The 16,717-nt window shown below is 63.9% G+C and carries 14 protein-coding genes; 9 read left to right on the forward strand and 5 right to left on the reverse strand.

Annotated elements, in window-relative coordinates:
* Nucleotides 1–96 precede the first annotated feature (96 nt).
* Nucleotides 97–753, reverse strand: coding sequence for a Crp/Fnr family transcriptional regulator (locus tag J7548_RS02090; protein ID WP_290969688.1), 657 nt, complete (start codon nucleotides 751–753; stop codon nucleotides 97–99).
* Between the two features lie 261 nt (nucleotides 754–1,014).
* On the opposite strand from J7548_RS02090, the gene J7548_RS02095 reads away from it, so the two are divergent.
* The 9 genes from J7548_RS02095 (at nucleotide 1,015) to J7548_RS02135 (ending at nucleotide 11,385) form a co-directional block, all read left to right on the forward strand.
* Nucleotides 1,015–2,976, forward strand: a complete 1,962-nt coding sequence (locus tag J7548_RS02095; RefSeq protein ID WP_290969690.1) for an AMP-binding protein — start codon at nucleotides 1,015–1,017, stop codon at nucleotides 2,974–2,976.
* A gap of 37 nt (nucleotides 2,977–3,013) precedes the next feature.
* The gene (locus J7548_RS02100; RefSeq protein ID WP_290969692.1) at nucleotides 3,014–3,844 is read left to right on the forward strand and encodes an ABC transporter ATP-binding protein; all 831 of its coding nucleotides are present in this window, start codon (nucleotides 3,014–3,016) and stop codon (nucleotides 3,842–3,844) included.
* 48 nt (nucleotides 3,845–3,892) lie between these two features.
* Nucleotides 3,893–4,807: a branched-chain amino acid ABC transporter permease gene (locus J7548_RS02105; protein ID WP_290969694.1), complete on the forward strand. Its 915-nt coding sequence runs from the start codon at nucleotides 3,893–3,895 to the stop codon at nucleotides 4,805–4,807.
* A gap of 33 nt (nucleotides 4,808–4,840) precedes the next feature.
* Complete coding sequence (locus J7548_RS02110) at nucleotides 4,841–5,917, forward strand: branched-chain amino acid ABC transporter permease (protein ID WP_290969696.1); 1,077 nt, start codon at nucleotides 4,841–4,843, stop codon at nucleotides 5,915–5,917.
* A 69-nt stretch (nucleotides 5,918–5,986) separates the two neighbouring features.
* A complete protein-coding gene (locus J7548_RS02115; protein WP_290969698.1) occupies nucleotides 5,987–7,309 on the forward strand; it encodes an ABC transporter substrate-binding protein in 1,323 nt (440 codons plus the stop codon).
* 68 nt (nucleotides 7,310–7,377) lie between these two features.
* Entirely contained in the window at nucleotides 7,378–8,181 is an 804-nt protein-coding gene (locus J7548_RS02120) for an ABC transporter ATP-binding protein (RefSeq protein ID WP_290969700.1), read from the forward strand.
* 16 nt (nucleotides 8,182–8,197) lie between these two features.
* Complete coding sequence (locus J7548_RS02125) at nucleotides 8,198–9,469, forward strand: AMP-binding protein (RefSeq protein WP_290969702.1); 1,272 nt, start codon at nucleotides 8,198–8,200, stop codon at nucleotides 9,467–9,469.
* 113 nt (nucleotides 9,470–9,582) lie between these two features.
* Entirely contained in the window at nucleotides 9,583–10,851 is a 1,269-nt protein-coding gene (gene alaC / locus J7548_RS02130) for an alanine transaminase (RefSeq protein ID WP_290969704.1), read from the forward strand.
* Between the two features lie 120 nt (nucleotides 10,852–10,971).
* On the forward strand, nucleotides 10,972–11,385 hold the full coding sequence (locus J7548_RS02135; RefSeq protein WP_366004677.1) for a YXWGXW repeat-containing protein: 414 nt from the start codon (nucleotides 10,972–10,974) through the stop codon (nucleotides 11,383–11,385).
* 98 nt (nucleotides 11,386–11,483) lie between these two features.
* On the opposite strand, the gene J7548_RS02140 is transcribed toward J7548_RS02135, so the two are convergent.
* The 4 genes from J7548_RS02140 to J7548_RS02155 form a co-directional block, all read right to left on the reverse strand.
* Nucleotides 11,484–11,639 (reverse strand): hypothetical protein, encoded by a 156-nt coding sequence (locus J7548_RS02140; RefSeq protein WP_290969706.1) that lies wholly within the window; start codon nucleotides 11,637–11,639, stop codon nucleotides 11,484–11,486.
* Between the two features lie 76 nt (nucleotides 11,640–11,715).
* Entirely contained in the window at nucleotides 11,716–12,768 is a 1,053-nt protein-coding gene (locus J7548_RS02145) for a PHB depolymerase family esterase (RefSeq protein WP_290969708.1), read from the reverse strand.
* A 124-nt stretch (nucleotides 12,769–12,892) separates the two neighbouring features.
* Nucleotides 12,893–13,597 carry a glutathione S-transferase N-terminal domain-containing protein gene (locus tag J7548_RS02150; RefSeq protein ID WP_290969711.1) on the reverse strand — a complete coding sequence of 235 codons (705 nt, stop codon included), beginning with the start codon at nucleotides 13,595–13,597 and terminating at the stop codon, nucleotides 12,893–12,895.
* Nucleotides 13,598–13,606: 9 nt separating this feature from the next.
* Nucleotides 13,607–16,714, reverse strand: a complete 3,108-nt coding sequence (locus tag J7548_RS02155) for an EAL domain-containing protein (RefSeq protein WP_290971559.1) — start codon at nucleotides 16,712–16,714, stop codon at nucleotides 13,607–13,609.
* Between the last annotated feature and the right edge of the window lie 3 nt (nucleotides 16,715–16,717).

Here is a 16,717-nt window from a genome sequence, read left to right on the forward strand (position 1 = left end):
AGGTTCCGGCGCTTGCCGTCCTTTGACGTTGCCCTGTATTAACGCAGGCTTGCATGCCAGGTTTGGCCGTGGAAATGCCGGGCAGGCAAGGGGAGCTCATCCGTGGAATTGGCGCAAGCCATCCAGGTCGTTGATGGTAATGCTGCCGTAATCCACTTTCAGCAGGCCCGCCTTTTCCAGCACTTGCAGAGCCTGGTTGGCGCGCTGGCGCGAGGTACCGGAGAGGTTGCCGACTTCCTCCTGGGAAATCTGCAGGTTCAGGCCGATGCCGGGGTTCAGGTAGGGATTGAACAAGGCCGCCAGGCAGCGCGCTACACGCGCATCCGGTTCCAGCATGCGGTCGTATTCCACCAGCGAGATGAACAGCCCGAGGCGCTCGTTCAGTTGCGTGATCAGGAAGCGGTTGAACGGGATGCTGTTGTCCAGCAGCCAGATGTAGGTGGCCTTGGGCATGTACAGCAACTGGCTTTCGCGCAGCGCCACCACGTCGTATTTGCGCGGCTCGTCCTTGAGCAGCGAGCCTTCGCCCAGCCAGCCGCCGTTGGCCATGCCGGCGAACGACACCGTCTTGCCCTCGGGCGAGACGCTGCTCATTTTCAGCAGGCCTTCATGCACGCCGATCCAGTGCGTCACGGGATCGCCCTTGCGGCATACGTAGCCGCCGGCGGGAATCTTGCGGCTCGATACCTCGGACTCCACCCGGGCCAACTGTTCCTCGGTCAGCGCCTGCGCCCAGATGCTCTTTGCCAGCATGCTTCTTATTGGTGTCTCCATCATGATGCGTCGCAATATCGAAAGTTTGACAATTGTCGGTGAGATGACATCCGCTGGCAACAACTGACTCTACTATCATCGCAAAAAAGCAGTGATGAAAAATACAGGGCGGCTGGCACGTAAAAACTCACGAGGGATGCAGTAAGACCCGCGTAAGCAAGACGGCACAGACTGACCCGACACCGGACATTGCCCGCATCCGGGAAATGTCCTCCGAGCCTACAAAAAGAAGGTGGGAAGATGGTGGAGACGAAACACGACACGGAAACGCAAACGTTTCCGCGGTTGCTGCTTGCGCATGCGCAGGCACGCCCGCAACGGCCGGCCTTCCGCGAGAAGGACCTGGGCATCTGGCAGGCCACGACCTGGCAGCAGGTGGCCGAGGAAGTGCGCGCCTTCGCCTGCGGACTGGCGGCGCTGGGCTTCAAGCGCGGCATGAGCCTGGCGATCATCGGCAACAATTGCCCGCGCCTGTATTGGGCGATGTCGGCGGCCCAGGCATTGGGCGGCCGGCCGGTGCCGCTGTACCAGGACGCGCCGGCGGCCGACATGGCCTATGTGCTGGCCGACGCCAATGTCGACTTCGTCATGGCCGAAGACCAGGAGCAGGTCGATAAGGTATTCGAGATCAAGGAAAACCTGCCGCGCATCGCGCACGTCATCTACGACGACGAGCGCGGCATGCGCAACTACCACCAGCCCGAACTGCTGTCGTTTGCCCGCGTGCAGGACCTGGGGCGCGCCTACGAGCGTGCGCATCCCGGTTTCTTCATGGACGAGGTCAATGCCGGCAGCCCGGACGACGTCGCCATCATCCTCTATACCTCCGGCACCACCGGCAAGCCCAAGGGCGTGTGCCATTCACATCGGGCGATGATCACCACCGCTCGCACCCTGGTGGAGTTCGACCATCTCAACGAAGATGACGACATCCTCTGCTACCTGCCGCTGGCCTGGGTCGGCGACTTCCTCTACTCGTTCGCGCAGCAGCATGTGGCGGGCTTCTGCCTGAATTGCCCGGAGTCGCCCAACACCGTCATGAGCGACCTGCGCGAGATCGGCCCGACCTATTACTTCGCGCCGCCGCGCATCTATGAAAACATCCTGACCCAGGTGATGATCCGCATCGAGGACGCCGGCTGGATCAAGCGCAAGATGTTCCACGGCTTCATGCGCGTGGCGCGCCGCGTCGGCATGCGCATCCTCGACAAGAAGCCCGGCGTCTCGCTGGCCGATCGCCTGCAATACGCGCTGGGCGACCTGCTGGTGTACGGCCCGCTGAAGAATGTGCTGGGCATGTCGCGGCTGCGCGTGGCCTATACCGGCGGCGAGGCCATCGGCCCCGACCTGTTCGACTTCTACCGCTCGCTGGGCATCAACCTGAAGCAGCTCTACGGCATGACCGAAACCTGCGTCACCGTCTGCATGCAGCCCTCGGGCGATGTCAAGCTCGACAGCGTCGGGCGGCCGATGAAGGGCGTGGAAGTACGCATCGACGACAACGGCGAAGTGCTGGTGCGTTCGCCGGGCCTGATGAAGGAATACTTCAATCGCCCCGATGCCACCGCCGAAGCGATCGACCCCCAGGGCTATTTCCATACCGGCGACGCCGGCTTCTTCGACAGCGACGGCCACCTCAAGATCATCGACCGCGCCAAGGATGTCGGCAAGATGGCTAGCGGCAGCATGTTCGCGCCCAAGTACATCGAGAACAAGCTGAAGTTCTTCCCCTTCATCAAGGAAGCCGTCACCTTCGGCAACGGACGCGAGCAGTGCATGGCCTTCATCAACATCGACATGGATGCGGTGGGCAACTGGGCCGAGCGGCGCAACCTGCCGTACAGCGGCTATACCGACCTGGCGGCCAATCCGGCGGTGTACGAGCTGGTGCGCGAATGCGTGGAAAAGGTCAACGCCGACCTGGCGCAGGATCCGTTGCTGGCCGATTCGCAGATCCACCGTTTCCTGATCCTGCACAAGGAGCTCGACCCGGATGACGAGGAACTGACCCGCACCCGCAAGGTCCGGCGCGGCTTCATCGCCGACAAGTACGCGGTGCTGATCGACGCGCTGTACGGCGGCTTGGCGACGCAGTACATCGAGACCCAGGTGAAGTTCGAAGACGGCCGCCAGGGTTCGATCGCGGCCGACCTGAAGATCGCCGACGCCAAGACCTTCACGGCGCTGGAACGTGCGGCTTGATGCCGACCTATCGATGAGTGCGAGCATGAAACGACACATGACTGAAGAAATCACGCCAGAGCAGGCATCGCAAGGCAGCGTCGCCAAGGGGCGTCAAATTGGCGAGGTGATCCTCGATTTGCAGAACATCTCGCTGTCCTTCGGCGGCGTCAAGGCGCTGACCGACATCTCCTTCAATGTGCGCGAACACGAGATCCGCGCCATCATCGGCCCCAACGGCGCCGGCAAGAGCTCGATGATCAATGTCATCAACGGCGTCTACCATCCGCAAAAGGGCAACATCGTCTACCGCGGCGAGCAGCGCCGGGGGATGCATCCGAGCGCTATCGCGCGCCAGGGCATCGCGCGCACCTTCCAGAACATCGCGCTGTTCAAGGGCATGACCGTGCTCGACAACATCATGACCGGACGCAACACCAAGATGCGTTCGGGCCTGTTGTCCAACGCGCTGTGGTGGGGCGCCGCCCGCAACGAGGAAATCGAGCACCGGCACAAGGTGGAGGAGGTGATCGACTTCCTCGAGATCCAGCACATCCGCAAGACCCCGGTGGGACGCCTGCCCTACGGCCTGCAAAAGCGCGTGGAGCTGGCGCGCGCGCTGGCGGCCGAGCCCGGCATGCTGCTGCTGGACGAACCGATGGCCGGCATGAACGTGGAAGAGAAGCAGGACATGTGCCGCTTCATCCTGGACGTCAACGACCAGTTCGGTACCACCATCGTGCTGATCGAGCACGACATGGGCGTGGTGATGGACATCTCCGACCGCGTCGTGGTGCTGGACTACGGCAAGAAGATCGGCGACGGCACGCCCGATGAGGTGATGAACAACGAGGAAGTGATCAAGGCCTACCTGGGCACCTCGCACTGAACCGAAAAAACAAGAACAACAAGAACAACGCAGCGGCAAGGAGATGACATGCAATTCTTTTTCGAAGTGACGCTGAGCGGCTTGCTCTCCGGCCTGATGTATTCGCTGGTGGCGCTGGGCTTCGTGCTGATCTACAAGGCTTCCGGCGTATTCAACTTCGCCCAGGGGGCGATGGTGTATTTCGCGGCGCTGGCGGTGGTGGGGCTGATGGACAAGGGCATGCCGATGTGGGCGGCGGTGATCGGCGCCTTCCTGGTGATGATCCTGGTAGGCCTGGCGACCGAGCGCTTCGTGCTGCGCAAGCTGGTCAACCAGCCGCCGATCACGCTGTTCATGGCCACCATCGGCCTGACCTTCTTCCTCGAAGGCCTAGGACCCTTGCTGTTCGGTAACGAAGTGCGCCCGATCGACCTGGGCATCGTCGACGAACCGATCATGTCGGTGATGGACAGCATCGGCATCGGCATTTCCAAGTTCGACCTGTTCGCTTCCGGCATGGTGGTGGCGCTGGTGGCGGCGCTGGCGCTGTTCTTCCAGAAGACCAAGGTCGGTCGCGCGCTGCGCGCCGTGGCCGACGACCACCAGGCGGCCCTGTCGCTGGGCATCCCGCTGCAGCATATCTGGGCCGTGGTGTGGGGCGTGGCCGGTTTCGTGGCGCTAGTGGCGGGGCTGCTGTGGGGCTCGCGCAATGGCGTGCAGTTCGCGCTCACCATGACGGCGCTGAAGGCGCTGCCGGTGCTGATTCTGGGCGGCTTCACCTCGATCCCCGGCGCCATCGTCGGCGGCCTGATCATCGGCGCTTCCGAAAAGCTGGCGGAAATCTACATCCCGCCGGTCATGCAGGATGCCTTCGGCGGCAATTTCGGCGGCATCGAAGGCTGGTTCCCTTATGTGTTCGCGCTGCTGTTCCTGCTGGTGCGGCCGGAGGGATTGTTCGGCGAACGGCATATCGACCGGGTGTAAGCAAACCGGCAGTCAATTCATTGGAGACGCACCATGCTGTACCGTGAAGCAGGACAATTCAAGACAAGCTACATCGCCGACAGCCAGATCTTCCCGATCCGGCAAGACCGCATCGTATTCGCGCTGTTCATGGCGGTGGCGTTCATCGCCGTGCCGCTGGCCGGCAGCGAATACTGGTTCTCGGCGATCCTGATCCCGTTCCTGGTGTTCGCGCTGGCCGCGCTCGGCCTGAACGTGCTGACCGGCTATGCCGGCCAGTTGTCGCTCGGCTCGGCCGCCTTCATGGCGGTGGGCGCTTACGCCGCCTACAACTTCCAGTTGCGGGTGGAGGGCATCCCCATCCTGCTGACGCTGATCCTGGCCGGCGGCTGCGCGGCGGTGGTGGGCGTGCTGTTCGGCTTGCCGTCGCTGCGCATCAAGGGCTTCTACCTGGCGGTGGCGACGCTGGCGGCGCAGTTCTTCGTGGTGTGGGCGCTGACCAAGTTCTCCTGGTTCTCCAACAACAGTTCCTCGGGCGTGATCAGTACGCCCAAGATCGACCTGTTCGGCATCGACATCAATACGCCGGTCAAGAAATACCTGTTCGTGCTGGCCATCGTCAGCGTCATGGCGCTGGTGGCAAAGAACCTGGTGCGTTCTTCCACCGGCCGCGCCTGGATGGCGGTGCGCGACATGGACGTGGCGGCGGAAGTGATCGGCATCCCGCTGATGCGCACCAAGCTGACCGCCTTCGCCGTCAGTTCCTTCTACTGCGGCGTGGCCGGCGCGCTGTACGCGTTCTGCTACCTGGGATCGGTGGAGCCGGACGGCTTTGCGCTGGACCTGTCGTTCCGCATCCTGTTCATGATCATCATCGGCGGCGTCGGCAGCATCCTCGGTTCCTTCCTGGGGTCGGCCTTCATCCTGCTGCTACCGATCTTCCTCGACAACGTCTTGCCGCCACTGGCCACGCTGCTGCATCTGCCGTTCACCAACGCCACCGTGTCGCATATCCAACTGATGGTGTTTGGCGCATTGATCATCTTTTTCCTGATCGTCGAGCCGCACGGGCTGGCGCGGCTGTGGCAGATCGCCAAGGAGAAATTGCGGTTGTGGCCGTTCCCGCATTGAAAGGGCGCGGGGTGGGATGCATGAATGCATGAGTTGGATGGAATAACAACACAACAAGGAGACGAGACCATGAAGAGCATGAAACACCTGATGCTGGCAGCGGCAACCGCCGCCAGCCTGCTGTCGACGGCGCTGCCGGCGGCGGCCCAGGCCAATGACCAGTTCATCGCCATTCCCAGCTACCGCGTCGGGCCTTATGGCACCAACGGCCAGTCCTACTACGGCGGCTATGTCGATTACCTGAACTACGTCAACCTGAAGGACGGCGGCGTCAACGGCGTCAAGCTGTCGTGGGAAGAGTGCGAGACCGAGTACAACAACGCCAAGGGCGTGGAGTGCTACGAGCGCATGAAGAACAAGAACAGCGTGACCCGCGGCACCGCGATCAATCCGATGGCCACAGGCATCTCCTACGCGCTGATCGACAAGACCGCGGAAGACAAGGTGCCGCTCCTGATGATCGGCTACGGCCGCACCGACGCGGTGGACGGTTCGGTGTTCCCGTACGCCTTCCCGCTGGTGACCACCTACCAGATGCAGGTCTCGGCCATCGTCAAGTACCTGGCCGGCAAGAACGGCGGTTCGTTGGCGGGCAAGAAGATCGTGTTCCTGTACCACGATTCGGCCTACGGCAAGGAGCCGATCGTGGCATTGCAGGCCGAGTCCAGCATCGGCAAGTTCAAGCTGGTGGAAATCCCGGTGGCGCACCCCGGCAACGAGCAGGGCGCGCAATGGCTGCGCATCCGCCAGGAGAACCCCGACTACGTGATCTTCTGGGGCTGGGGCGTGATGAACCAGACCGCGCTGAAGGCGGCGCAGAAGGTCGGCTATGCGCGCGACAAGATCGTCGGTTCCTGGTGGGCCGGCTCTGAGGAAGACACCATCCCCGCCGGCGAAGCCGCCAAGGGCTACCTCTCCGCCACCTGGAACGTGGCCGGCAAGAACGTGCCGGTGATCACCGATATCGAAAAGGTGGTCTACGGCGCCGGCCGCGGCAACATGCAGGACAAGAACAAGCTCGGCTCGGTGCTGTACAACCGCGGCGTCTCGGCCGCCATCGCCACGGTGGAAGCGGTGCGCACCGCGCAGGACAAGTTCGGCAAGGGCAAGGTCATGAGCGGCGAGCAGGTGCGCTGGGGCCTGGAAAACCTGAACATCACCAATGCCCGCCTGCAGCAGCTGGGCGCGACCGGCCTGCTGCCGGAGATCAAGACCTCGTGCGACAACCATGAAGGTTCCGGCAAGGTGAAGATCCAGCAGTGGGACGGCAGCAAGTGGGTGCTGGTGTCGGACTGGATCGAAGGCAACAAGAACCTGATCCACCCGCTGTTCAAGGCATCGGCCGCCAAATACGCAAAAGAAAAAGGTATGACTCCTGCCTGCATGAAGTAGGCGCTTGCGCCGGCGGCCATGCATGTCTCCCATCGCCGCCGGTGCTTTTTTGAATAGCGAACGAACCTATGAGTACTGCGCTCTCGATCAATAACATCGAAGTCATCTACGACCACGTGATCCTGGTCTTGAAAGGCGTTTCGCTGGACGTGCCGGACGGCAAGATCGTGGCGCTCTTGGGCGCCAACGGCGCCGGCAAGAGCACCACGCTCAAGGCCATCTCCAACCTGCTGCGCGCCGAGCGCGGCGACGTCACCAAGGGCAGCATCGAGTTCCGCGGCGAGCGGGTCGATCGCATGACGCCCAACGACCTCGTCAAGCGCGGCGTGATCCAGGTGATGGAAGGGCGGCACTGCTTCGGCCACCTGACGGTGGAAGAGAACCTGCTGACCGGCGCCTACACGCGCGGCATCAGCAACAGCGAAGTGAAGCAGGAGCTGGAAAAGATCTATGACTATTTCCCGCGCCTGAAGGTCAGGCGCAAGTCGCAGTCGGGCTACACCTCGGGCGGCGAGCAGCAGATGACGGCGATCGGCCGCGCCATGATGGCCAAGCCCTCGATGATCCTGCTGGACGAACCGTCGATGGGCCTGGCGCCGCAGATCGTCGAAGAGATCTTCGAGATCGTGAAGGACCTGAACACCAAGGAAAAAGTCTCGTTCCTGCTGGCCGAGCAAAACACCATGGTGGCGCTGCGCTACGCCGATTTCGGCTACATCCTGGAAAACGGCCGGGTGGTGATGGAGGGCGCGGCCCGGGAGCTGTCGGATAACGAGGACGTCAAGGAGTTCTACCTCGGCGTGTCGTCCGGTGAACGCAAGAATTTCCGCGACATGAAGTTCTACCGCCGCCGCAAACGCTGGCTGGCTTGAGACGAGGGCACTGGAAATGGCAGACAGCAGACAAGCCCTTGCGGAACTGGACGCGCTGGAACGGCGCGACCCGCAGCAGCGCGAAGAGCAATTGCTGGCGCGCCTGCCGCAGTTGCTGGCGCGCGCGCAGATGGCGCCGGGCTGGGCGCGCATCCTGCACGGCATCGATGCGCAGGCGGTGCGCACACGCGCCGACCTGGCGCGCTTGCCAGTCACGCGCAAGTCCGACCTGAAGGAACTGCAGACGAGGGAGGCGCCGTTCGGCGGCCTCAACAGCACGCCGGCGCGGCAATTGCGGCGGCTGTTCATGTCGCCCGGGCCGATCTTCGATCCGGAAGGGCATGGCGCCGACTGGTGGCGCTTCGCCAGTCCGATGAAGGCGCTGGGGCTGGCGGCCGGCCATATCGTGCAGAACTGTTTCGCCTACCATTTCACGCCGGCCGCCTTCATGGTCGAAGGCGCCGCCGCCAAACTGGGGTGCGCGGTGATCCCGGCGGGCATCGGCCAGACCGAGCTGCAGGTCAACGCGATGGCTGCGTTGAAGCCGGATGCCTATGTCGGCACGCCATCCTTCCTCAAGATCATCATCGAGAAGGCGCGCGAGATGAACGCCGACATCGGCAGCGTGCAGCGCGCGCTGGTCAGCGGCGAGGCCTTGCCGCCGTCGTTGCGCGCCTGGTTCCATGAGCATGGCGTGCCGCATGTGCTGCAGCTGTACGCCTCGGCCGACATCGGCAATATCGCCTACGAAACCATGAGCGAAGGGACGGTGCATCCCGGCATGGTGCTGGACGAGGAACTGATCCTGGAGATCGTGCGCCCCGGCACCGGCGATCCCGTCGCCGAAGGCGAGGTGGGCGAAGTGGTGGTGACCTCGTTCAACCCGGATTACCCGCTGCTGCGTTTCGGCACCGGCGACTTGTCGGCGGTACTGCCGGGGGTATCGCCTTGCGGGCGCACCAATGTGCGCATCAAGGGCTGGATGGGGCGCGCCGACCAGACCACCAAGGTGCGCGGCATGTTCGTGCATCCCTCCCAGGTGGCCGACGTGCTGCGCCGGCATGGCGACGTGCTCAAGGCGCGGCTGGTGGTGAGCGGCGAGATGGCCAACGACATCATGACCCTGCATTGCGAGATCGGCAATCCGGACGACCCGGCCATCGATGCGGCCGCCGTGGCCGGCAGCCTGCGCGAGCTGACCAAGCTGCGCGGCGAGGTGATGTTCGTGGCGCCGGGCAGCCTGCCCAATGACGGCAAGGTGATCGAGGACGCGCGCAAATACGAATGACGAAAGGGCGCTGTTGCATCTTGTGCGACAGCGCATTCGCGCATAGAATCTTCTGCGGAACATTCGTTCCAACGTCGCTCGGACGGTTCCGGGCGCTGACGTGAAAGTCCAACATGACGCAATCCGCAGATCCGCGCGAGCCTTCGCGCACGCCTGACGTTTCCCCTTCCTCACCTGTTCCCGATACCAACGCCATCCCGGTCAGCTTTCCGCGCATTGATCGCCTGCCGCCGTACGTCTTCAACATCACCGCCGAACTGAAGATGGCCGCGCGCCGCCGCGGCGAGGACATCATCGACATGTCGATGGGCAACCCGGACGGCTCCACGCCGCCGCACATCGTGCAGAAGCTGGTGGAAGTCGCGCAGCGGCCCGATACGCATGGCTATTCCGCATCCAAAGGCATTCCGCGGCTGCGCCGTGCGATCGCGCACTGGTACAAGTCGCGCTATGAAGTGGACTTCGACCCGGACAGCGAAGCCATCGTCACCATCGGCTCCAAGGAAGGCCTGGCGCACCTGATGCTGGCCACGCTGGACAAGGGCGACACCGTGCTGGTGCCCAATCCGAGCTACCCGATCCACATCTACGGCGCGGTCATCGCCGGCGCCAGCATCCGCTCGGTGCGCATGAGCCCGGGCGTGGATTTCTTCGACGAGCTGGAACGCGCGGTGCGCGAAAGCTATCCCAAGCCCAAGATGATGATCTTGGGTTTCCCTTCGAACCCGACCGCGCAATGCGTGGAGCTGGAGTTCTTCGAACGTGTGGTGAAGCTGGCGCGCGAGCACAATATCCTGGTGGTGCACGACCTGGCCTACGCCGACATCACCTTCGATGGCTGGAAAGCGCCGTCCATCATGCAGGTGCCGGGCGCGCGCGATGTCGCGGTGGAATTCTTCACGATGTCCAAGAGCTATAACATGGCCGGCTGGCGGATCGGCTTCATGGTCGGCAACCAGAAGCTGGTGGCGGCGCTGGCGCGCATCAAGAGCTACCACGACTACGGCAGTTTCACGCCGGTACAGGTGGCTGCGATCGCCGCGCTGGAAGGCGACCAGTCCTGCGTGGAGGAAATCCGCGCCAATTACGAAAAGCGCCGCAACGTGCTGGTCAAGGGCTTGCACGAGGCCGGCTGGATGGTCGATGTGCCCAAGGCCTCGATGTACATCTGGGCGCGCATTCCCGAGCCTTACCGCGCCCTGGGTTCGCTGGAGTTTTCCAAGATCCTGATGGAGCAGGCCAAGGTCTGCGTGTCGCCGGGCATCGGCTTCGGCGAATACGGCGACGAGTATGTGCGCTTCGCCCTGATCGAGAACGAGTCGCGCATCCGCCAGGCGGTGCGCGGAATCAAGGCCATGTTCAAGGCTGCGAAGGGAGGTTGAGGCGTTGCGGCGCCGCCTGCGCAAGGGCGGGAACGGTGGTATTGTTCCACGGCAATGTTGCATGCGGCATTTCAGGAACCGGGCTGGACATTGCCCGGTCTGAATTAAATCTTCTTCACTTTGATCAATATCATGAAAAAAATAATACTCGCCACCGTACTCGCCGCCGCCTCGCTGGGTGCGGTTCCGCTTGCGGCGCAGGCACAGGTTTCCGTCAGCATCAATATCGGTCCGCCGCCGCTGCGGGTCGAACCGTTGCCGCCGCCGCGTTACGGCTACATCTGGGCGCCCGGCTACTGGGACTGGGATGGTCATGACCACATCTGGCGCGAAGGCCGCTGGATGCGCGAGCGCCCCGGTTATGTCTATGCGCAGCCGGTGTGGCGCCAGGGGCCGAACGGATGGGTGCTGGATCGCGGCGGTTGGCGCGGCGGTCGCCATCACGACGATGACGACGACCAGGGCCGTGGACATGGACGCGGCCACGACCGCGATCACTGCCCGCCGGGGCATGCGAAAAAGGGCGAGTGCTGATAGTTCCCCGGTGCGCTTCACCGGTAATGAGAACGGCCGCGACGTGCAATACGTCGCGGCCGTTTTTCATTGTCCCGCGGGTGTTTTTGCGTTGCCGCTCAGACCTTGTCCATCAGCGCCGATACCGCAAACGAGACGATGCCGGCGGTGATGCACCAGACCGCCAGGCGATACTGCGGAATGAATTTGGTCACGAAGGGCAACAGGAAATACAGCACGACGGCGATCAGGATGCTGGTGATGAGTCTTTTCATTGTCATGGCGATGTTGGTTGGACGCTGGCCGCTATGATAGTGCGATTTGGCCCCGCAGTGGCATAGGCCCGCCGGATCAGAGGGCCGGCTTGGCGGGCATGGCTGGTGTTGCCGCTTCCGGTTTGGGCGGCGCCGCGCCCGGAGGCAGGTCGCCGTCGGCGGCCCCATCGTCCTTCCGGCCGCCGCCGTGGCGGTTGAAGAACTCGACAATCGCGCGCGAGGCATCCAGGTTCTGCGATGCCTTGCCGCCGTTGGGCATGGGCGCGGTGCCGCCCGGCCAGTTGTGGCCGCCGCCCTTGACCTCGTACAGCACCACCGCCTGCGGGTCGTTCTTGCTGTGGTAGGTGTACTGGCGCACGGTGGTGCCGTCGCCCGCGACGTCGGGGATGTCGCTCACCGCGGGCTTGGGATCGGCGCCGTTGGCCTTGACCCAGGCATCGATGGTTTTGGCGACCGACAGGCGCGGCACCTGCGAGGCTTCCTTGGCGCCGATGCCGCCCAGGAACGGGATGAACGGGTCGTCGCTGCCGTGGATGTGCAAGACCGGCACGCCGGTCTTGACCGTTTCGGGCGGCACGTCCAGCACGGCGCTGACCACGGCCACGCCCTTGAACAGTTCCGGCGCTTCGGCTGCCAGGCGGTAGGCCAGCATGCCGCCGTTGGACAGGCCCACCAGATAGACCCGGCTGCGGTCGGCCAGGCCGTCGGATGCCAGCTTGTCGATCAGCGTCCGGATGAAGGCGACGTCGTCCACCTTGTGTATCTGCGCATAGCCGCAGCAGCCGCCGGAATTCCAGGTGCGGGCATCGATGGTCAGGCCGGTGCCGTTGGGATAGGCCACCATGTAGCCGGCGGCCTCGGCGATTTCGGTCAGGCCGGTGGCGCGCGCCAGCTGCGAACCGCTGGAGCCGCTGCCGTGCAGGGCGATGATCAGCGGTTGCGGCGCGCCCTGGCCGCTGCGTTCGGAAAAGTAGGCGCGCGCCAGGTTGCCCACGCGTATCGATTTGAGCGAGAGGTCGACCGCTTGCGCCGGCTGGGCGACAAGGCCGAGGCAGAGGCCGGCCAGAAAAAGGGGGCATACGAAGGCGAGGAGGGAATTGCGGATCGTCATGGGCAGGCGTTGTTCCATAAGGCGTTGGTCCAATGCTAACGCGCGGCTCCGAAGGCGGGAAGGGAATTTACACGTGCTTTGAGCGAGCCGCCTGCCGCCACCCTTGGCGGCAGGCGAATGGGGGAAAGGCCAGTGCGCCTCTTCAGCCGCGGGCCGGGATAGTCAGGCCCTTGGCCACGGCCGGACGCGCCACGAAGGCCTCCAGCGCGCGCGCCACATGGGGGAAGTCCTTGAAGCCGACCAGTTCGCCCGCGTCATAGAAGCCGATCAGGTTGCGCACCCAGGGGAAGGTGGCGATGTCGGCGATGCTGTATTCGTCGCCGGCCAGCCACTTGCTTTCGGCCAGGCGCTTGTCCATCACGCCCAGCAGGCGCTTGGATTCGTTGACGTAGCGGTCGCGCGGGCGCTTGTCCTCGTATTCCTTGCCGGCGAAACGGTGGAAGAAGCCGAGCTGGCCGAACATCGGGCCGATGCCGCCCATCTGGAACATCACCCACTGGATCACCTGGTAGCGCGCGGCCGGATCGGCCGGGATGAATTTGCCGGTCTTCTCGGCCAGGTACAGCAGGATCGCGCCCGACTCGAACAGCGGCAGCGGTTTGCCGCCGGGGCCGTTGGGGTCGATGATGGCGGGGATCTTGTTGTTCGGGTTCAGCGACAGGAACTCCGGCGACATCTGGTCGTTGGTATCGAAGCTGAGCAGGTGCGGCTCGTAGGGCAGGCCGGTTTCTTCCAGCATGATCGACACCTTCACGCCGTTGGGCGTGGGCAGCGAATACAACTGGATGCGGTCGGGATGCTGGGCCGGCCATTTGTTGTTGATGGCGAAGTTCGACAATGCGTTCATGTAGGCGTCCTATGCGGCAGTGAATTGGGGATCGAATTCCTGCGCGAACTTCTCGAAAGCGTCGACCGCGACCGGGCGGCAGAAGAAATAGCCCTGGTAGGCATGGCATCCGGCATCGGCCAGGAAGCTGCGCTGGGCATCGGTTTCCACCCCTTCGGCGATGACGCCCAGGCCCAGGCTTTGGGCCAGGTTGACGATGGTCTTGGCGATCGATGCATCGTTGGGATCGATCAAGACGTCGCGCACGAAAGACTGGTCGATTTTAAGCTGATTCAACGGCAGCCGCTTGAGGTAGGACAGCGACGAGTAGCCGATGCCGAAGTCGTCCAGCGAAAACTCCACGCCATAGGCCTTCAAGGCGAACATCTTCTGGATGATGTCCTCGACGTTGTCCACCAGCAGGCTCTCGGTCAGTTCCAGTTTCAGGCGCCGCGGGTTGGCGCCGGTGCGTTCGATCGTCTCCAGCACCGTCTGCACGAAGTTAGGCTCGCGGAATTGCTGGGCACTGACGTTGACGGCGATGGTGAGATGTTCGGTATGCCGGTTTTGCGCCCAGATGGCCAACTGCTTGCAGGCGGCTTCCAGCACCCAGTTGCCCAGCGACAGGATGAGGCCGGTTTCCTCGGCCAGCGGGATGAAGTCGCCCGGCGGCACCATGCCGCGCTGCGGATGCTGCCAGCGCACCAGCACTTCGGCGCCGGTCACGCGGCCGCCCGCCACCACTTGCGGCTGGTAGTGCAGCAGCAACTGGTCGCCTTCGATGGCCTTGCGCAAGCCTGTTTCCAGCGCGGCGCGCTCCAGCACCACGGTCTGCATGGCCGGATCGAAGAAGCGCAGCGCATTGCGTCCGGTTTCCTTGGCCTTGTACATGGCGAGGTCAGCCTGTTTCATCAGCTCGTCCACCGAGGACTGGCGCCCGCGGAACAGGGTGGCGCCGACGCTGGCGGTAGTGCGGTATTCGACCTCGTCGAGCTGGTAGGTGTTGCCCAGAGTGGCAAGGATCTTTTCGCCGATCGCCTTGGTCTGGCTGGCCGCTTCTTCCTGGTGCTCGTTCAGGCCTTCCAGCACCACCACGAACTCGTCGCCGCCCACGCGCGCGACGGTATCGTTTTCGCGCACGCTGGCCACCAGGCGCTGCGATACCTGCTTGAGCAGCAGGTCACCCTTTTCATGGCCAACGGTGTCGTTGAGGGTCTTGAAGTGGTCGAGGTCGATGAACAGCAGCGCCGAGCAGGTCTTGCCGCGCGCCGACAGCGCCACGGCCTGCTTCAGGCGTTCCAGCAGCAAGGCGCGGTTGGGCAGGCGGGTCAGGGCGTCGAACGAGGCCAGTTCGCGGATGCGTTCCTCGGCCAGCTTGCGGTCGCTGATGTCGTGGTGGGTGCTGACGTAATGGGTGACGTGGCCATCCTTGTTCTTGACGGCCGAGATGGTCAGCCATTCGGGGTAGACCTCGCCGTTCTTGCGGCGGTCCCAGATCTCGCCCTGCCATTTGCCGAAACGGGCGATGCTCTGGCGCATTTCCTGGAAGAAAGCGGGGCCGTGGCGGTCCGAGCGCAACAGGTTGGGATGTTTGCCGACGATCTCCTCGGCGCTGTAGCCGGTGATCTCGGTGAAGGCCTTGTTCACGCGCAGGATCTTGCTGTTGGCGTCGGTGATGAGCATGCCCTCGCGCGAATCGAACGCCACCGCCGAGATGCGCAGCTCGGCTTCGATCTGCTTGCGCTCGGTGATGTCGCGGCTGCTGGTGCGGAAACCCGTGAAGGTGCCGTGCGGGTCGGTGATCGGCGCCGACGACAGCGACAGCCAGAACACCGAGCCGTCCTTGCGCACGCAGCGGAATTCGACATCCTCGCGCTTGTGGCCGTCGATGCATTTGGACAATTCGGCGCGGATGCGCGGTTCGTCTTCCGGATGCACGATGGTGCCGACGAAGTCTTTCATCGCCAGGCATTCCTCGACCGTGTAGCCGGTATAGTCGGCCACCGCATGGTTGACCCAGCGCGGCCGGCCGTCCAGGCCCCACCAGACTTCCCAGTTCACGGTGCAGTCGGCGATGGCGCGGAACTGTTCCTCGCTGGCGCGCAGCGAGGCCGTCATCCGCTGCGCCAGGCGCACCGCGCGCACGCGGGAAGACATCATCAGCCAGGCCAGCAGCGTCAGCGTGACGCTCATGCCGATGCCGGTCGCGGCGATCAGCTGCTCGGCATTGCGGCCGAACTGGGAGGTGAAGTTGTCTTGCGCGCTCATCCTCAGCGTCCAGTTGTGGTTCGCCACCACCAGGTATTCGGTGGCGGAGATGCGCGCCGGCAGCGCTTGCGCCGTCTCGTCGCGCGAACGGTAGAGCAGGGCCTCGGGTACCGCTTCGACGCCGTCGTACAGCGAGAAGGCGATGCCGTGCGTGCTTTCGCCGTACAGGCTGGCGATCACGTCGTTCATGCGCAATACTGCCTGCACCCAGCCCAGCAGGCTGGCGCGGCGTTCGGCGATAGTGCCTTGCGGCTTGCCGCGCTCGTACAGCGGCAAGTACATCAGGAAGGAAGGCTCGGTCCGGTTGCCGCTGAGGTCCGTCTCGACCTTGCCGGAGATGGCCGCCATGCCGGAGTCGCGCGCCTTTTCCATGGCCACGCGGCGCACCGGGTCGGACCAGTGGTCCAGGCCGAAGGGGACGCGGTTGCGGCCGACGTAAGGCTCCAGCAGGGTCAGGGGCGCGTAGGCTTCACGCCCGCCCGGCGGGCGGATCGCATAGCCGGCCAGGCCTTGCTTGCGCATGCGTTCCAGATGGGCGTCCAGGCGCTCGGCGGGAACCCATTCCTCGATCGAGATGGCCTGGATGCCGGAGAAATTGGCGTCGAGGTTCAGCGCGCCGACATAGTCGTGGAAGCTGCCGCGGTCGATCGCGCCGGTGGCCGAGACCAGCCCTTGCACGCCATGCAGCATCTGCTCGTAGGAGGCCATGCGCTGTTCGATGCGGCTGACCGTCTCGCGCAGCGCCGAGGCGAACTGAGCGTTGAGTTCCTTGGCGGCGGCCTGGCGCTCATGGTCCCAGGCGACCCAGGTCACGCCCAGTCCCGTGAACAGGATCAGCAGCGGGAGCAGGATCTTGCGGATCCAGTGCACGGC

Source organism: Herbaspirillum sp. (assembly GCF_017744395.1).
Lineage (GTDB): Bacteria > Pseudomonadota > Gammaproteobacteria > Burkholderiales > Burkholderiaceae_D > Herbaspirillum.

Excerpts from the sequence above, each read along its gene's own strand:
- J7548_RS02090 (WP_290969688.1), bottom strand. The coding sequence starts at position 753 with ATGCTGGCAAAGAGCATCTGGGCGCAGGCGCTGACCGAGGAACAGTTG.
- J7548_RS02095 (WP_290969690.1), top strand. The coding sequence starts at position 1,015 with ATGGTGGAGACGAAACACGACACGGAAACGCAAACGTTTCCGCGGTTG.
- J7548_RS02100 (WP_290969692.1), top strand. The coding sequence starts at position 3,014 with ATGACTGAAGAAATCACGCCAGAGCAGGCATCGCAAGGCAGCGTCGCC.
- J7548_RS02105 (WP_290969694.1), top strand. The coding sequence starts at position 3,893 with ATGCAATTCTTTTTCGAAGTGACGCTGAGCGGCTTGCTCTCCGGCCTG.
- J7548_RS02110 (WP_290969696.1), top strand. The coding sequence starts at position 4,841 with ATGCTGTACCGTGAAGCAGGACAATTCAAGACAAGCTACATCGCCGAC.
- J7548_RS02115 (WP_290969698.1), top strand. The coding sequence starts at position 5,987 with ATGAAGAGCATGAAACACCTGATGCTGGCAGCGGCAACCGCCGCCAGC.
- J7548_RS02120 (WP_290969700.1), top strand. The coding sequence starts at position 7,378 with ATGAGTACTGCGCTCTCGATCAATAACATCGAAGTCATCTACGACCAC.
- J7548_RS02125 (WP_290969702.1), top strand. The coding sequence starts at position 8,198 with ATGGCAGACAGCAGACAAGCCCTTGCGGAACTGGACGCGCTGGAACGG.
- alaC (WP_290969704.1), top strand. The coding sequence starts at position 9,583 with ATGACGCAATCCGCAGATCCGCGCGAGCCTTCGCGCACGCCTGACGTT.
- J7548_RS02140 (WP_290969706.1), bottom strand. The coding sequence starts at position 11,639 with ATGAAAAGACTCATCACCAGCATCCTGATCGCCGTCGTGCTGTATTTC.
- J7548_RS02145 (WP_290969708.1), bottom strand. The coding sequence starts at position 12,768 with ATGGAACAACGCCTGCCCATGACGATCCGCAATTCCCTCCTCGCCTTC.
- J7548_RS02150 (WP_290969711.1), bottom strand. The coding sequence starts at position 13,597 with ATGAACGCATTGTCGAACTTCGCCATCAACAACAAATGGCCGGCCCAG.